Source organism: Ruegeria sp. BJ3, assembly GCF_056535665.1.
In genome coordinates this window covers 1-15687 of sequence record NZ_JBQFIT010000001.1, presented here as the reverse complement: position 1 = coordinate 15687, position 15687 = coordinate 1, and the positions used below count along the sequence as shown (strand labels likewise).

8 protein-coding genes and 6 pseudogenes are annotated in these 15687 nt (G+C 63.6%); 6 read left to right on the top strand and 8 right to left on the bottom strand.

What is annotated here, in order from left to right; translation table 11 throughout:
- Positions 1 to 13 precede the first annotated feature (13 nt).
- Positions 14 to 508 carry an FxsA family protein gene (locus ACR3EL_RS00070; protein ID WP_170340668.1) on the bottom strand — a complete coding sequence of 165 codons (495 nt, stop codon included), beginning with the start codon at positions 506 to 508 and terminating at the stop codon, positions 14 to 16.
- A gap of 108 nt (positions 509 to 616) precedes the next feature.
- Between ACR3EL_RS00070 and ACR3EL_RS00065 the strand changes: the two are divergent.
- From ACR3EL_RS00065 to ACR3EL_RS00050, 4 genes and pseudogenes are all read left to right on the top strand, one after another.
- Positions 617 to 1275 (top strand): annotated as a pseudogene (locus ACR3EL_RS00065) (Tim44/TimA family putative adaptor protein).
- The gene (locus ACR3EL_RS00060) at positions 1272 to 1532 is read left to right on the top strand and encodes a hypothetical protein (protein WP_480719929.1); all 261 of its coding nucleotides are present in this window, start codon (positions 1272 to 1274) and stop codon (positions 1530 to 1532) included. The pseudogene ACR3EL_RS00065 and the gene ACR3EL_RS00060 overlap by 4 nt, the downstream one beginning before the upstream one ends.
- Positions 1463 to 2305, top strand: coding sequence for a murein transglycosylase A (mltA, locus tag ACR3EL_RS00055; protein ID WP_480719927.1), 843 nt, complete (start codon positions 1463 to 1465; stop codon positions 2303 to 2305). The genes ACR3EL_RS00060 and mltA overlap by 70 nt, the downstream gene beginning before the upstream one ends.
- The gene (locus tag ACR3EL_RS00050) at positions 2305 to 2892 is read left to right on the top strand and encodes a Smr/MutS family protein (RefSeq protein WP_170340663.1); all 588 of its coding nucleotides are present in this window, start codon (positions 2305 to 2307) and stop codon (positions 2890 to 2892) included. The genes mltA and ACR3EL_RS00050 overlap by 1 nt, the downstream gene beginning before the upstream one ends.
- On the opposite strand, the pseudogene ACR3EL_RS00045 reads toward ACR3EL_RS00050, so the two are convergent.
- From ACR3EL_RS00045 to hslU, 3 genes and pseudogenes are all read right to left on the bottom strand, one after another.
- Positions 2889 to 4101: pseudogene (locus tag ACR3EL_RS00045) on the bottom strand (MFS transporter). The gene ACR3EL_RS00050 and the pseudogene ACR3EL_RS00045 overlap by 4 nt on opposite strands.
- A 4-nt stretch (positions 4102 to 4105) precedes the next feature.
- Positions 4106 to 5197 (bottom strand): annotated as a pseudogene (locus ACR3EL_RS00040) (alpha/beta hydrolase); the annotation flags it as partial.
- A gap of 101 nt (positions 5198 to 5298) precedes the next feature.
- Entirely contained in the window at positions 5299 to 6606 is a 1308-nt protein-coding gene (gene hslU, locus ACR3EL_RS00035; protein WP_170340657.1) for an ATP-dependent protease ATPase subunit HslU, read from the bottom strand.
- Positions 6607 to 6805: 199 nt separating this feature from the next.
- Between hslU and ACR3EL_RS00030 the strand changes: the two genes are divergently transcribed.
- Positions 6806 to 8047, top strand: a complete 1242-nt coding sequence (locus ACR3EL_RS00030) for an MFS transporter (RefSeq protein ID WP_480719924.1) — start codon at positions 6806 to 6808, stop codon at positions 8045 to 8047.
- Positions 8048 to 8050: 3 nt separating this feature from the next.
- Here the strand turns inward: ACR3EL_RS00030 and hslV are convergent.
- Positions 8051 to 8607, bottom strand: a pseudogene (hslV, locus tag ACR3EL_RS00025) (ATP-dependent protease subunit HslV).
- Between the two features lie 194 nt (positions 8608 to 8801).
- On the opposite strand from hslV, the gene ACR3EL_RS00020 reads away from it, so the two are divergent.
- On the top strand, positions 8802 to 8996 hold the full coding sequence (locus ACR3EL_RS00020; protein ID WP_093963877.1) for a DUF1127 domain-containing protein: 195 nt from the start codon (positions 8802 to 8804) through the stop codon (positions 8994 to 8996).
- Positions 8997 to 9125: 129 nt separating this feature from the next.
- Here the strand turns inward: ACR3EL_RS00020 and trxA are convergent, their stop codons facing one another.
- From trxA to addB, 3 genes and pseudogenes are all read right to left on the bottom strand, one after another.
- Entirely contained in the window at positions 9126 to 9446 is a 321-nt protein-coding gene (trxA, locus tag ACR3EL_RS00015) for a thioredoxin (RefSeq protein WP_093963876.1), read from the bottom strand.
- A gap of 60 nt (positions 9447 to 9506) precedes the next feature.
- Positions 9507 to 12865 (bottom strand): annotated as a pseudogene (gene addA, locus ACR3EL_RS00010) (double-strand break repair helicase AddA).
- Positions 12862 to 15687, bottom strand: a pseudogene (addB, locus tag ACR3EL_RS00005) (double-strand break repair protein AddB); the annotation flags it as partial. The pseudogenes addB and addA, both read right to left, overlap by 4 nt.

Genomic DNA, 15687 nt, shown 5'->3' with positions numbered 1-15687 from the left:
TGGGCCGGGCACCTCAATGCTGGTGCGGCCCTTCCACCCATTTCGACGGTTGTGCGGGTTTTGTGCGCACTTCCGAATACTCTCCGTCTATGATGTCATCCCCACCGAACGGATCGCGCGCCGCCCCGTATTGCGGGCCGGGGCCCATCTGGAACTGGGTAATCGTGACCCGTGATTTGAGATACCGAAAAACCGCGGCCCGCACCCCGGGAACCAGCAGCGCAAAGCCGATTGCGTCGGTGAAGAACCCAGGAGTCATCAGCAGAACGCCCGACAGCAGGATCATTGCACCATTGGCCAGCGGCTCGGTCGGGTCGTCCAGTTCGGAAAAGGCGCGCTGCAGCTGACCCATCGCCATGCGACCTTGTGTCCGCACCATCGCAGTACCCAGAACGGCGGTCAAAACCACGATCGCCAGCGTCGGCCACAGGCCGATCAGACCGCCGACCTGGATAAAAAGGGCGATTTCGATGATCGGCACCAATAAAAATGCCAAGAACAGATACATATGCGCTATCCTTTCCCATAGGCCGGGCTGTGGACTTGCCACCAACTGTCACCTACATAGTGGCACGAGGCCGCGTGTACAAAGTCTCGGTGCTGAAAAGAGGACGAAATGAATTCACCCCTGATCCAGCTTCTGGTGCTGGCTGGCATAGCCATCTTCCTGATCCTGCGTCTCAGAAGCGTGCTGGGCACGCGCGAAGGCTTTGAAAACCACCGGTGCCGCAGCAACCCGACACCGGGAAGTCGCGTCGTGATTTCGAAGTGATCGACGGCGGTCCGGATCGTGACATTACCGACCATGTTCCCGAAGACAGCGAATTGGCGCAGACGCTGGCTGCGATGAAGCGTGTCGAGCCGAGCTTTTCGGTCAGCGAGTTTCTGCAGGGCGCACGTGGCGCCTATGAGCTGATCGTCATGGGGTTCGAGCGGGGCAACCTGGATGAAATCCAGCCCTTCCTGTCCGAGGAAGTGTTCGAAACCTTCGTCTCGGTTGTCGCCGATCGCGAGGACAAGGGCCTGACGATCGAGGCCGAGTTCATCGGTGTGCGTGAGATGGGCCTGGTGGATGCACAATTCGATAAGGATTCAAACCGCGCCGAGATCACCGTGCGGTTCGTCGGCGAGCTGACGTCGGTCGTGCGTGACCGGGGCGGTGACATCATCGAAGGCAGCCCCAACACGATCAAGCGCCAAAAGGACAGCTGGACCTTTGCCCGCGTCATGGGCGCGGATGATCCGAACTGGCTGCTTGTCGCAACGGACGCATGATCGGAACGCTCCGGTCGCTGATGCTGGTGGCGGTTCTGACCGCCGCCAATGCCGCCGGAGCTGAGGCGACGCGATCCATCCTGTCATTTGCTGACCTTGATGGCTGGGCCGAGGATGACCACGGCGCGGCTTTGTCCGTTTTTCTGGACACTTGCGGGGATCTGGACGATCCGGACTGGCGTTCGTTGTGTGCAGCCGCACATACGAGCCCGATGCCGCGCGCGCCTTTTTCGAACTGTTCTTCCGGCCCATCCTGATCGAGGATGAAAAGGCCCCGCTGTTCACCGGATATTTTGAACCGGAATTGAACGGCTCGCGGACGCGGACTGAAACCTACAGATACCCGGTCTACAAGATGCCGCCCGAGGCGCGGGCGGCTGGGCAATGGCTCAGTCGACGCGAGTTGCTGACCAGTGACGTGATGAATGGCCGCGGCTTGGAAATCGCCTGGGTCGATGACCCGGTCGAGTTGTTTTTTCTGCAGATTCAAGGCTCGGGGCGCATCCGTTTGCCGGATGGAAGTTCGGTGCGTGTCGGATATGGCGGGGCCAACGGCCACCCCTATCGGTCGGTTGGGGTTGAACTGGTCCGGCGCGGTATTCTGGGTGCGCATGATGAGCGCCCGGATGATCCAGTCGTGGGTGCGCAAGAACCCCGAGATTGGGGCCGAGCTTTGATGCACAACCCGTCCTACGTATTTTTCCGCGAGGTTTCGCGGGTGGCTGCAGACCGCGGTCCTTTGGGCGCAATGAACCGGTCGATCACCGCAATGCGCAGCATCGCCGTTGACCCGGCCTATACCCCGTTGGGCGCGCCAGTCTGGGTCGAAAAAGACGGTAAGACTCCGCTGAGGCGCTTGATGATCGCACAGGACACCGGCTCGGCAATCAAGGGCGCACAACGGGCCGACATCTTTTTCGGAACCGGGGACGCCGCGGGACAGGCGGCGGGCCAGCTCAAGGATCCCGGTCGCATGATCGTTCTGCTGCCGATCCAGCGCGCCTATGCCATGCTGCCGGATGAGTTCTGATGACCCGCCGCAAGCTGACCGAAGACGAGATCGAATTGTGGCACAAGGTAACCCGGCAGACCGAGCGGCTGCACCCGGAGATTCCCCAATCCGTGCACCCATCGACCTTGCCGAAACCCAAGCCGCGAAAAACCCCAAAAGCGCGGATAGACGCCTTTGAACTGGGTCAGAATGCACCGACAAATGGGCGCGGCCACAGCTTGAAGCCCGCAATCGGCGACAGCCTGCGCGCCGCACCCGTACAGATGGACAGCAAGGCCTTTGCGCGGATGAAACGCGGCAAGCTGAAGCCCGAAGGCAAGCTGGATCTGCACGGAATGCGGGTCGATACGGCCCATCCTGCTCTGATCCGGTTCATCCTGTCGGCGCAGGCATCGGGAAAACGACTGGTTCTGGTGGTCACCGGCAAAGGCAAGGACAGAGACGAACCCGGCCCGATCCCGACGCCCCGCGGCGTGCTGCGCAACCAGGTGCCTCAGTGGCTGCATTTGCCACCGCTGGCCCAAGCGGTTCTTCAGGTCAGTCCCGCCCATATCAGCCATGGCGGTGATGGGGCTTACTACGTGTATCTGAGGCGGGTCCGCTAAAGCAGCCGCCGGGCCCTGTGAATACCGATCCAGACTATGCCGCACGTTGCCACGAAAAACCAGGCGATCCACAGGAACTGCGTGCTGAGTGGCACGCCCAGATCGATCAGCCCGCCAGTCAGGCCGGGCCCGACAGCAGACCCCAGCACCATGACGGCGGCAGCCATCGCCTTTATCGCGCCGATGTGACGGGTGCCGTAGAACTCGGCCCAGAACGCGGCGGGCAGCGTGCTGTTGGCGCCGACCGAAATGGCAAGACAGGACAAACCGATTACGGCGCCGGGGATTGTCTGGACAAACGCAAACAGGCAAACCCGGCAGCCATCGGAATCTGATAGAACGGCATCATCCGCGCCGTTCCCCATCTGTCCAACGCCCAGCCCGAGGCGAACATCGCCAAGATCGACACTCCGGTGTAGACCGGAAACAACGCAACCAGTTGGATGTGGGCCCAGCCCTTGGTCTGCGCCAGATGGACCTGGTGAAAGAAGAACGCGGTAATGAATGCCGAAGGTCCCATGAGCGCCGGCATCATGAACCAGAAAAGCGGGTTCAATAGCGTTTCGCGCCGGGTCCAGTGCCGCCCAAGCATCCCGGTCGCGCTGGTTTCCCGGGCTAGGCTTTGTGGTGTCCGTTCCTGACGCAGCATTCGCATCAACGCCGGTATTCCCAACAACGCGATGGCGGCGGAGAGCGCCCAAAGAAAATGCCAGTCGACAAAGGCCATGGCGGCGACGAACAGCACCGGCAGCAGGGCCTCGCCAACGGCAAATCCCAGCGTTGCGATAGAGAGCGCCCTGCCCCGCGTGGCCGTGAACCACCGGGCCATCGCAACCATGGCAATGTGACTGCACATGCCCTGGCCGAACAGACGCAGCAGAAAGATGACTACGGGCAACAGGATCACCCAGTGATTGACCGCCATCGCCAGCGGCGCACGCAAGCCCAACCGGACAGCCGGGCCCAGCACTCGGACACGATAGATGTCTGTCAGCCCTCCGGCCCAGATCATGACGATCGCAGAAACAGTCGTGCCCAACGAATAAAGACCGCCCCATGCGCCGTGGCTGAGGCCGAACTCGGCCCGGATCTGACCGGCGAAGATCGAAATGAAAAAGGTCTGCCCGAAACTGGACATAAAGGTCAGCAAGACCCCGCGCCCAACCACGGAGCATTGTCCGCAAGGAAAAGGCGGACCCCGCGCCCAATCACGGGTGCTGACCCGCACCTGCCCGGTTTCGGTCAGAACAACCTCAGTCGCGCCGGCATCGTTTCGCACGGCCGGCGGCACAAGAAGATCAATACCACCCTGATCCCGGCCAAAGGTCCTGCTGACCCGGCCCGCCGCGTTGAGAATCGACAGAAGTGCCGGAGATGTGGCGGCTACGAAATGCGAGGATTCCGCATCCTTGTTGAAGGCCGTGGTGTCAATGATGCTGACCGGGTACTGCGCCAGCTTCTCGGTCGAGCTGATGTTGCCCAGCCGCTCACCCTTGGCAGTTCCGCGCAGGCGTCCGGACACGTTCAAGATCTTGTCTTTGCGCGAGACCATGATCACAAATTGCTCGGGCGGAGATTTGATTACCGCCATCTGCGACCGGAACACGTCAACGTCGAGATCGGGCGAGATCAGCAACACACCTTCCAGATTGCGCCGCGACCAGCCCGGCTCGCGCAGCTCGGCTTGGCGCATCATCTCCATGGTCAGCGCGCCTCCCATCGAGTGCGCAACGATCAGCACGCGCGGGACGCCCAGGGATTTCAGCGTAGAGATGGTTTGTTGCAGACCGTCGCGGGCAAACAGCATGCTGTCCAGATCATAGGCATAGCCCGATCCGGACCCTCGGCTGGGCCAGGAATAGACCAACGTCTTGCCAGGCAGGCCGATATCGTGAGCCAACTGAGCCGCGCGAAAAACGGTCTCGGTCTGGGTGGCGTTGTAGCCATGAACAAAGATTGTGACTTCCTTGGCGCCGTTCAGCCGTGCTTTCAGATCCTGCTCGGACGGAAATTCGCGCACACCGGCCAAAACGAACTGCCGGCTCGGGTTCGGGTCCGAATAGGAAAACTCAAGCGTCCCGGGGCGGTGGTTCGGCGGGATCGAGACGGTGGTTTCGAGGAATTGCAGGCGGTCTGCACGACGATACCCGTAAGAGCCATCGGCCTCGCGTGCGCGGGTGGTCGCCGCGAACACGGTCTGCGCGGTGCCGACGTCCAACGCTTCGGGCAAGGTGACCGAGATGGATCGGTCAACGCAGCCTCCCAAAACGGAAACCGTGACGAAAATGATCAGATAGCGCAGCACGGAACGATCCCAGACCAACAGTTACGTGCTACGCATAGCGTAACCTGCCGACGCGTCCAGATAATTGCGCAGGACCAACCGGCAAAAACCGGCTGATCATGTTACAGAACGTAACGGCTCAGGTCCGTGGATTTGGTCAGCTCACCAAGGTTTTCATCCACAAAGGCCGCGTTGACCACGATTTCCGCGCCGGCACGGTCCGGCGCGACAAAGGACAGATCTTCGAAAACGCGCTCCATCACGGTGTACAGGCGCCGGGCGCCGATATTCTCGACGCTCTGGTTCACCTCGGCGGCGATCCGGGCTAGCGCGGCGATCCCGTCCTCGGTAAAGCTGACGGTAACGTTTTCGGTGCCCATCAAAGCCGTATACTGGCGGGTCAGCGCGTTGTCCGTCTCGGTCAGGATGCGAACGAAATCCTCTTCGGTCAGCGCACGCAGCTCGACCCGGATCGGCAGACGCCCCTGCAGTTCCGGCAACAGGTCCGAAGGCTTGGCGATATGGAACGCGCCGCTGGCGATGAACAGAATGTGGTCGGTCTTGACCGGGCCGTGCTTGGTGGAGACGGTGGTGCCTTCGATCAGCGGCAGCAGGTCGCGCTGCACGCCTTCGCGGCTGACATCCCCTCCGCGGGTTTCTGCCCGTGCGCAGACCTTGTCGATCTCGTCCAAAAATACGATGCCATTCTGCTCGACCGATTCCAGCGCCGCGCGGGTGACGGCCTCGTCATCCAGCAACTTGTCGGCCTCTTCCCCGATCAGGATGTCATAGCTTTCGGCAACGCTCATGCGGCGCTTGACGGTGCGCCCGCCGAATGCCTTGCCGAAAATGTCGCCCAGGTTCATCATGCCCATCTGTCCACCCGGCTGGCCGGGAATGTCGAACATCGGCATCGGGTTGGACGTATCGGCCAATTCAAGTTCGATCACCGTGTCGTCCAGCTCGCCGGATTTCAGCTTCTTGCGGAACATCTCTCGGGTGCTCTCGCGGGCGTCCGAGCCGGCGATGGCCTCGATCACGCGGTCCTCGGCAGCCTGATGCGCCTTGGCTTTGACCTCTTCGCGCATGTATTCACGGGTCTGGATGATCGCGGCATCGGCCAGATCGCGGATAATCTGTTCGACATCGCGGCCAACATAGCCGACCTCGGTGAATTTGGTCGCTTCGACCTTGATGAAAGGCGCGCGGGCCAGCTTGGCCAGGCGGCGGCTGATCTCGGTTTTGCCCACGCCGGTGGGCCCGATCATCAGGATATTCTTGGGATAGACCTCGTCGCGGATGTCATCCGCCAACTGCTTGCGCCGCCAGCGGTTGCGCAGGGCCACGGCGACAGCGCGCTTGGCATCCTTCTGCCCGATGATGAAACGATCCAGTTCCGAGACGATCTCGCGCGGGGTCAGGTCGGTCACAGGGCAGTCCTTTCGATGGTCGGCAGTCAGCTGCGGCTTAGGTAAGCACGGGGTCGGCAAAAACAACCGAGACCGCACATTTGGCCGCGTTGGTTAACAATGACCCGGCGCCAATGCAATTTTTCCTGACCTCCGTGTTGGGAGATTTCGGTGTCCTCTGATAGGGTTGGCGGAATGTGCGCGGGACCCGGAGCGTGAAATGACCAAGATTGCCAAGATTACCCTGCTGTTCGTGGTGTTCGTGGACCTGATCGGCCAAGGGCTGGTTTTTCCGATCATCAACTCGCTGATCATGGAGACGAAATCGGGCTTTCTGCCGGCAAGCACGTCCATGGGCAGCCGTCACTTCTACTACGGTCTGGTGATCGGGTGTTTCTTCCTGTCCTGGTTTCTGGGCGTCGTCTATGTCTCGAAAGTTTCGGACTCCATCGGGCGCAAGAATGCACTTCTGGTCTGCCTGGGCGGAGCGCTGGCCGGTTATGCGATCACGATTGCGGCGCTGTATCTCAACAGCCTGATCCTGTTGATCGTGGGCCGGTCGATCACCGGGTTCACGGCCGGAAACCAACCTATTGCGCAGGCGGCCATGATCGACGGCAGCACGGATGCGGCCGATCGTGACCGGAACATGGGTTATATCGTGACAGGGGTCAGCTTTGGCCTGGTCGGCGGCCCGATCATCGGAGCGGTCCTGTCGGATGCGGCGCTTTTGGGCAGCGTTGCCACGCTCAAGACCCCATTCTACGGCGCGTTTGTCCTGGTGCTTATCGCAATCCTGCTGGTGCTGTTCTTTTTCAAGGATACCCGAACCGAACGCGAACCCTTCGTCTTTCGCCCACGCGACGTAACCGACAGCCTGGTCGCCGTGCGTGGCCACCCCATGGTTCTGAAGATCCTGCCCGTCTACGCGTTCTTCATGATCGCGAACGTCACCTTCTACGTGTTTGTGGACAATTTCCTGACCAGCGCTTTTGGTTACGGCGTGATCGGCGGCAGCATGGCCATGGTCGTCATTGGTGTGGCGCTGGCCTTCTCCAGTACGTTTCTCGTGAAACCCGCGCAGGAACGGTTCAGAAAGCACAACATCATATATGTTTCGCTGATCGTCATGGTGATCTGCGGCTTTGCCTTTGCCTTCAGCCCCAGCGGCGTGCTCAGCTACGTGCCGGTGTTCCTGTTCTATTTCCTGTTCGGCGTGGCCTACCCGACCCTTCTGGGCCTGTTCTCCTCGTCGGTCAGCGAGGCGGATCAGGGCTGGGTCATGGGCGTAACCACGGCCGTGTTCTGCCTGGCGGGTGGAATCATGTCGCTGATCGGCGGCGGGTTGATGAGCATCGATATCCGCCTGCCCTATTACATCGTGATCGCCTCGGCCATTCTGGGGCTGATCGGGATGCACCGGCGGTGGAAGGGCAAGGAGATTTCGGCCCTGCTGGCCTGACCCCTAGCCCGAAATGCTCTCAACCGTCAGGTTGCCGTTGGTGTAGACGCAGATGTCGGCGGCAATTGCCATGGCCTCGCGGGCAACCTCCTCGGCCGACTTGTCGCTGTCCATCATCGCGCGCGCGGCTGCCAGGCAAAGTTGCCACCCGACCCGATCGCCGCCACGTCATGTTCCGGTTCGAGCACGTCCCCGGCCCCGGTGATCACGAACAGGTCACGGCCGTCGGTGACGATCAGCATCGCCTCAAGCTTCTGCAGGTACTTGTCGGTGCGCCAGTCCTTGGCCAGCTCGACCGAGGCGCGGGCCAGTTGACCGGGCGTGGCCTCCAGCTTGGCTTCCAGCCGTTCCAGCAGTGTGAAGGCGTCGGCGGTCGAGCCGGCGAACCCGGCGACGATCTCGAACCCGCCGGGCGACAGGCGCCGCACCTTGCGGGCGGTGCCCTTGATCACGGTCTGGCCCAGGCTGACCTGCCCGTCACCCGCGATGACGATCTGGCCGCCTTTCTTGACGCCGATGATCGTGGTGCCGTGCCAACCGGGAAAGTCGTTCTCCGCCATTCAAGCCTCCGTATCCGTTGATGCCCTATATGGGCCGGAGGCGCGATCCGCGCAACCCGTTCTCAAACTGCCCAAAGATATGCAATCCGTGCATCACGGGGTTGTCGGACCAGCAATTGTGAGTCGCCTGTCGCAAGACTAGATGAGGCTTACAACCGACACAGGGTCGGCTGTTTCAAAAAAGGAATGCGCAAATGGCAACCACCGCAAACATCCATGCGCCGCTCGGAGCAGCTACCATCCTGCGTGTAGTGGACGGCATCTCGCACGCTTTCGAAGCTGTCGCCGAATGGAACACCGCCCGCAAGACCCGCAAGCTGCTGTCGCAACTGAGCGATGCCCAGCTGGAAGATATCGGTCTGGTCCGCGAAGATATCGCCAAGATCTGAATTCAGACCGAATTCGACTAAAGACGAATGGCCGCTTGGATTTCCGGGCGGCTTTTTATTTTTGCGCAGACCATGCACAAAAAAAGGCGCCCGATGAGGAGCGCCTTTTTTGTTGAGTTCCGTTCGGTATCAGATGGATTCGTCGATCCAGCTTTGCAGGGCGGCCTTCGGGGCAGCGCCTGCGCGGTTCGAAACCACCTGACCGTCCTTGAAGATGAACAGCGCGGGAATACCGCGTACGCCCATGGCTGCGGCCGAGTTTGGGTTGCTGTCCACGTCGACCTTGGCGATCTTGACCTTGCCGCCATATTCAGCCGCCAGCTCTTCCAGAGCGGGGCCGATCTGCTTGCAGGGTCCGCACCACTCGGCCCAGAAATCCACCACGACGGGGACGTCCGAGTTCTTGACTTCGGCGTCAAAGGTTTCGTCGGTTACGGCTACGGTCGACATATTCTGTCTCCTGAATGACATGCGGTTGGGAGTCGAACGTAGGTGCGCCCATTGGGGAGGTCAAGATATCTGGGCCCGCACCAGCGCATCTGTCACAAGATCGTGTGGCAGCCACATCAGGCGCGCCGTCCGGGTCCACAAAATCGCGGTGCGGATCTCGCGGCCAGGATAGATCTGCGACAGCGCGGCGGCATAGGCGCCCATCTGGCGCAGCAGGCCCTCGGGGCAGGTCTCGGCCCGATCGGGAATCGTGGCGTTCGATTTGAAATCAATGACTTGCACCACGTCATCCGTCACGATCAACCGGTCGATCACCCCGTGGATCCGACGACCGTCCAGAGTGGCCGAGACGGGCACCTCGGCCAGCGCGGCCGGTGCAAAGACGGGGGCCAGGTCCGGCGCGGTCAGTACGCCCGCCGCCTCGGCCAGAAGGTCGCGGCGGTCACCGTCCTGCATATCGGGCAGAAGCCGGGCGCAGAGCTGATCCCACCGGTCGCGTGGCGCCTGGGCCAGATGTTCGAGCAGAAGGTGCAGGCGGGTGCCGCGCAGTTTGGCGGCCTCTTCCTCAAGTCCGGTCTCGCCCGGCAGGGCCTTGGCCCCGCCCAGATCGGACGGGCTGAGCGTCTCGGGATCGGGCGTCGGCTCGGGCGCGGGCCGGTGGAACAGGTCCGGCAGGGTATCCTGCACCGGTTCCGGGGTCGGGCGATGGTCCAGTGGCAGATCCTCCCAATCGCCATGCGCCAGACGGCGGACGCCGGTGCCGGGGATCTCGGTGGCCCCTGCCCGGCCCATCGCCTCTTCGACCAGCTGGTACCAGCTGGACCCGTCCTTGCCCAGATCGCCGGCAGCCGCCACGATCAGCCATTTCTCGGCCCGGGTCAGCGCAACGTACAGCAACCGCAGCCGCTCGTTCTCCTCGCGTTGGCGCGCGTCTTCGCGGGCGCGGGCCACAAGGCCGGGCGACAGGTCGGCGGGCACCTTCCACAGCGGCGTTCCGTCGGCGACCATGATCTCGGCATCGCGGGGCGGCTGCCGCTTGCCGGTGTCCGGCAGGATCACGATCGGCGCCTCCAGCCCTTTCGAGCCATGCACTGTCATCACCCGGATCATGTCGCCCACGCCGGTCATCTGGCGCTTGATCTCAAGGTCGTCGGTCTGCATCCACACCAGGAAGCCCGTCAGGCTGGGAATGTCCGACCGCTCATAGGCCAGTGCCTGCGACAGCAACGCGTTGATGCCGTCCTCGGCCTCGGCACCCAGACGGCCCAAAAGTTTGCGGCGTCCGTCATGTCGGGTCAGCACCCGTTCGATCAGGTCATAGGGGCGCAGAAAGTCCACCTGCCCGCGCAGATCGTTCAGTACCGCCAGCGTTTCGGGAAAATCCCCGGCTCGTTGGCGCAGCGCCGCCCACAGGTACCTTTCCTGCCGACGATGAGCCGGTCGAACAGCATCTGCTCGGACCAGCCGAACAGCGGCGATTTCAGCACCGTGGCCAGTGACAGGTCATCCTCGGGCGTGGCGAGAAAGCTCAGCAGCGCGGCCAGATCCTTGACCGCCAGTTCCGCGCCCACCTTCAGCCTGTCGGCCCCTGCGATCGGCAAACCCTGGGCCTTGCAGGCGCGGATGATCTCGGCGAACAGGTCCGAGCGGCGCTGAACCAGGATCAGGAAATCCCCCGGCCGCACCTTGCGGCGCACGAATGTGCCGCGCGTGGGGCCGTCTTCGGGGATGGTTTTGCCGGCGTCGATCATGGCCTTGATGCGCGCGGCTATCTGGTTGGCCAGGATCACCGTGTGATGCTGCGCCGCGGGCCGATCGACCGGGTCGGTCCAGTCGCCCTCGTCCGCGTCCTCGACCTTTTCCACCACCGGCCACAGATCGACCCGGCCGGGCAGATCGGCCTTGAAGGCGCGGTGCTGGGACTCTTTCTGAAACCCCGCATCGGCGCGGTTTTCGAACAGGATATCGACCAGCGACAGGATGGCGCTGGAGGAGCGGAACGAGTATTCCAGCGTCCAATCCCACAGTTTAGAGCCTGATTCCTTTAGTTTCCGCCCAAACTCGGCCTGCATCCGGTCAAAGGCCTGCGGGTCTGCCCCCTGGAAGGAATAGATCGACTGTTTCTTGTCGCCAACCACGAAGATCGTCCGCTCGACCCCGGACCGCGCGCCCTCGCCGCTGGTGAATTCCTGCGCCAGTTTCTCGACCACATCCCATTGATCGGGGCTGGTGTCCTGCGCCTCGTCCACAAGGATGTGGTCGATGCCGCCATCCAGCCGGTACAGAACCCAAGCGGCCACCGCCGGATCGTTCAGCAACAGGCGCGCGCGCAGGATCAGGTCGTCGAAATCCAGCCAGCCGCGCAGTTGCTTGCGGCGCTCGTATTCCGGCAGGAAGGCCGCCGCGAAGCGGTGCAGCACCAGAGATTTGCGTGCGGCTGCCAGCGCCAGTCGCCCTTCCCTTGCAGCTTCGACCCGCCGCATCAATGCCTCGAGCGGATCCATCTGCCCCGCCAGAACCCCCTCGCGTAGCGCCTTGGTGGGAAAGCTGTTGATCTTGGCGGTAAAGGGCTCTTTGGCGGATTTGCCGGTCAGGAACACGTCTTCCAGCACCGGCAACTGACCCAAGGCCGGTTCGGTGAAGCCCGACAGTTTCTCGGCCGCTTTGGCGTCGGTCTTGCCGCCGCCCGCCAGCGCCGGAAGGATCGACCGGACCAACTCGACCTCGCCGCCCAGAAACACCTGCACCAGCAGCGCGTCCTCGTCGAACCCCTCGGGCAGGTCAAAACGGGCCAGCAGGTCGGGCCATTGTAGCGCGGGCGTGAACAGGGTGCGCTTCTGGGCGATTGCGGCGGTCAGCTTGTCAAAGCCGGTATCGGTGATGTGGCGGGCCACGTCCTCGATCAGGCGGGCCTGCGGGCCCTCGGCGAAATCCTCGACGATTTCCTCGCGCAGAAGGGCCGCGGCGCGGTCTTCCATCTCGGAAAACTGCGGGCTGACACGGGCCTCGAGCGGGAACCGCCGCAGCAACGAGGCGCAGAACGAGTGGATCGTCTGGATCTTCAGCCCGCCCGGCGTTTCGATGGCGCGCGCGAACAGGGTGCGGGCACGGGCCAGGCGGTCGGGGTCGATCACCCCTTCGACGCCCAGCTCGGTCAGTTGCCGCAGCAATGCCGCGTCGTCCAGCATCGCCCACTCGCCCAGCCGCTTGAACAGGCGGTTCTGCATCTCGCTGGCGGCGGCCTTGGTGTAGGTCAGGCACAGGATGTGCTGCGGCTGCACGCCGTCCAGCAGCAGCCGCGCCACGCGGTCGGTCAGAACCCGCGTCTTGCCCGAGCCCGCATTGGCCGCCAGCCAGGTCGACGCATCGGGCCGCGCCGCCTGAACCTGCCGTTCGGTCGCTTCGTCGCGCGGGGTCATGTCAGATCCTCGGGCTTGGTTTCGGCGGTGCGGTCCCATTCGCCGAACCGCGCCAGGTGGTCATAGTCGCCCACGTCGCTGTCCTTGTGCATCATCCGGCGCGACGAAAACCCCTGATCAGGCTCTAAATAAGTGGAAATCAGCTCCTTCAGCTCGGCCAGAACCTTGTCGGGCGGCTCTTTGTCCAGGGGTGCCGGGACCTCTTTGTAGGTGCCGCCCATACCGATGAACACGGCGCTGGCCACGGCCATCGGGTCAAATCCGTCGATCCCGCCCTGTTCGGCCATCGCGGCCTCGATCAGCAGCTGTTTGTCGAACTTGGCCTGCTGCGATTCCGAGGGCGGCGTGCCGGTCTTGTAGTCGATGATGGTCAACGCGCCGCGGCTGTTGCGGTCGATCCGGTCGGCGCGGCCATTCAGGGTGAACCCAAGCGGTTCCAGCGTCAGGCGCATCTTTGCCTCGAACGCGATCGGGCCGCCGTCGCTGCGGCGGGTGATCTCGGCGCGCAGAAAGTCGTCGGCGATCCGTTCCAGCCGCGCCAGCCACAGTTTCCGGGCGGTGGGCCGGGGACATGCTGATCCAGCAGAGCCTCGGCCCGTTTCAGGAAGTTGTCACGGGTCAGCAGCGCGCCGTCCAACACGCTGTCCTTGACGAAATGTTCCAGGATCTCGTGGATCACGATGCCGCGCAGCAGGGCGTCGGGCGCCTGTACCAGCGGGTCCAGCGGTTTCAGGCGCAGAACGTGCTTGGCATAGATCGCATAGGGGTCGCGGATCAGCCGCTTGATCTCGGTCACCGACAGGCGGCGCGGGCGCGCGGCCACCGGCGGGCGCGGCGAGGGGCGCGGTGCGGCGGCGATCCGGGGCGCCTGTTCCAGCATCTCGGACCAGCGCAGCCATGTCTTGCCCCGGTCGCGCATCTGTTCCAGCGCCGCGCGGCCGCCCTGATCCGGCAGGCCCTGCAACAGGTTGGTCAATCGGTTCAGCCAGCGTGACGGAACGGTTTCGGCATCATCCGAACGGACCGCGCGGGTCAGCCAGACCTCGGTCGCGCCGATGGCCTGCTGGAAATCATGCGCCGACAGGCCGATGCGTCGTTCCGGCAGCAGCAGGCCGGCACGGTCGCGCATCTGGCGGTTCAGCCAGGGGTCTGGCGCGGGAGCCTCGGGCCAGCTGCCTTCGTTCAACCCACCCAGAATCAGCAGGTCGGCACCCTGAACCCGCGCTTCGAGCGTGCCCCAGATCATGATCCGCGGCTGGGGGGCGTCGCGGTCGCGGACCTCTTGTCCGGCCAGCAGCGCACCCAGCAGATCGGCGAAATCCAGCGCCGTCATCTCGCCGCCGTGCTCGGCCTCGTCCGCAAGGCCCGAGATCACCGCCAGCGCCGTTTGGCCAGCGTTTTTCTCCCACAACTCGCCTGCGCCGTCGGTTCCGGCACCGGCAATCGCCTCGGCCAGATCGCGCAGGCGCTGCACCCAGCCGGTCAGGGGCAGAGTGCCGCTGATCTGCTGGTCGCAGAAATGGCGGATCAACCACTGGACCCACGCGTCGGGTATGTCTTTTTCAACGGCAAAGCCGGTCAGGCTGGCGCTGTCGGGGAAGGGCGGGCCATTGCGACGCAGGCGCAGTTCCAGATCGCGGCTGTGCAACAGATGCGCGCCGCGGTCGCCGGCGCTGTGACACAAGGGGTGTTTCAGCAGGGTCAGCAGCGCCTCGGCATCCAGACGGCGCGCGAACAGCCCGGCCACATGGCGCAGGAACCGGCCCGGTGGCGACAGTTGCAGCGGCAGGCCGGCGCTGTCATCGGGCAGGATGTTCCAGCGGTCCAGCGCGGCGCTGACCTGGCGGGTCAGCATCCGATCGGGGGTGATCAGGGCGGCGGTCTGGCCGGTCTCGACCGCCTGCCGCAGGCGCAGGGCGATGGCCAGCGCCTCGGCCCGCGGCGATTGCGCTTCGACCAAGGTGATGTCGCGAGTCGCGGCATCGAGATCGCGCATCTGCGGGCCTTCGCTCATCCAGGCATCGGTGATCGGGGCCGGGCGCAATGCCAATGAAACCAGACGGTTGCGCGCGGGCGAGGGGGGCTGGTCCGGGGTCCAGGTTGCAATCTGGGCCGGCCCGATCCCCAGTTCGGTCATCAGCTTGCGGAACCGGTATTGCGGGTGATCCTCCGAGGTCATTGCCGAATCCAGCCGCTCCCAGACATGGGCGGGCTGGTCGAAATCGTACCCCGGCAGGATCAGCGCCCCCTGCGGCAGCCGCGCCACCGCCTGCATCAGCATCAGCGTGGTCCCGCGCGAGCCGGTGGACCCGGCCAGGATCACCGGGTGTTGCGGCGGCGCGTCCTGCCAGCGGGCGATCAGGTTCTCGACCACGCGGCGTTGGCGGGCCTGCACGTCCAGGCTGCCATCCTCGGTCTTCAGAAACTGGTCGGCGATGCCGATGAAGGCCTGCGCCCGTGCCCAATGGCCCGACAGGTCGGTCACGTCCAGCTGCCGGATCGCCTCGGGCGGGACGCCTTCTCCCTGCATCTCTTCGATCAGGGCGGCGAGGCTGTCGGACAGGTCAAACAGCGATGACCGCGCGGCCAGGTCCGGTTGCTGGTCCAGCAGTCGCGCCACCAGCTGCGTCAGTTCCAGCCGGCGACGCAAGGGCGGTACGGCGGGCGGTACACGATCAAGATCGACGCTTTCGCCCAGATCGGTGACCAGCGAAATGCGGGGCAAGAGGCAGGGCGGACCCTGATCGAACAGCTCGCGCACGGCGGGCCATGCGGCGGGTGTTCAGCACCAGTTGCACGGGCCAGCGCCTCGGGCGGGCGGC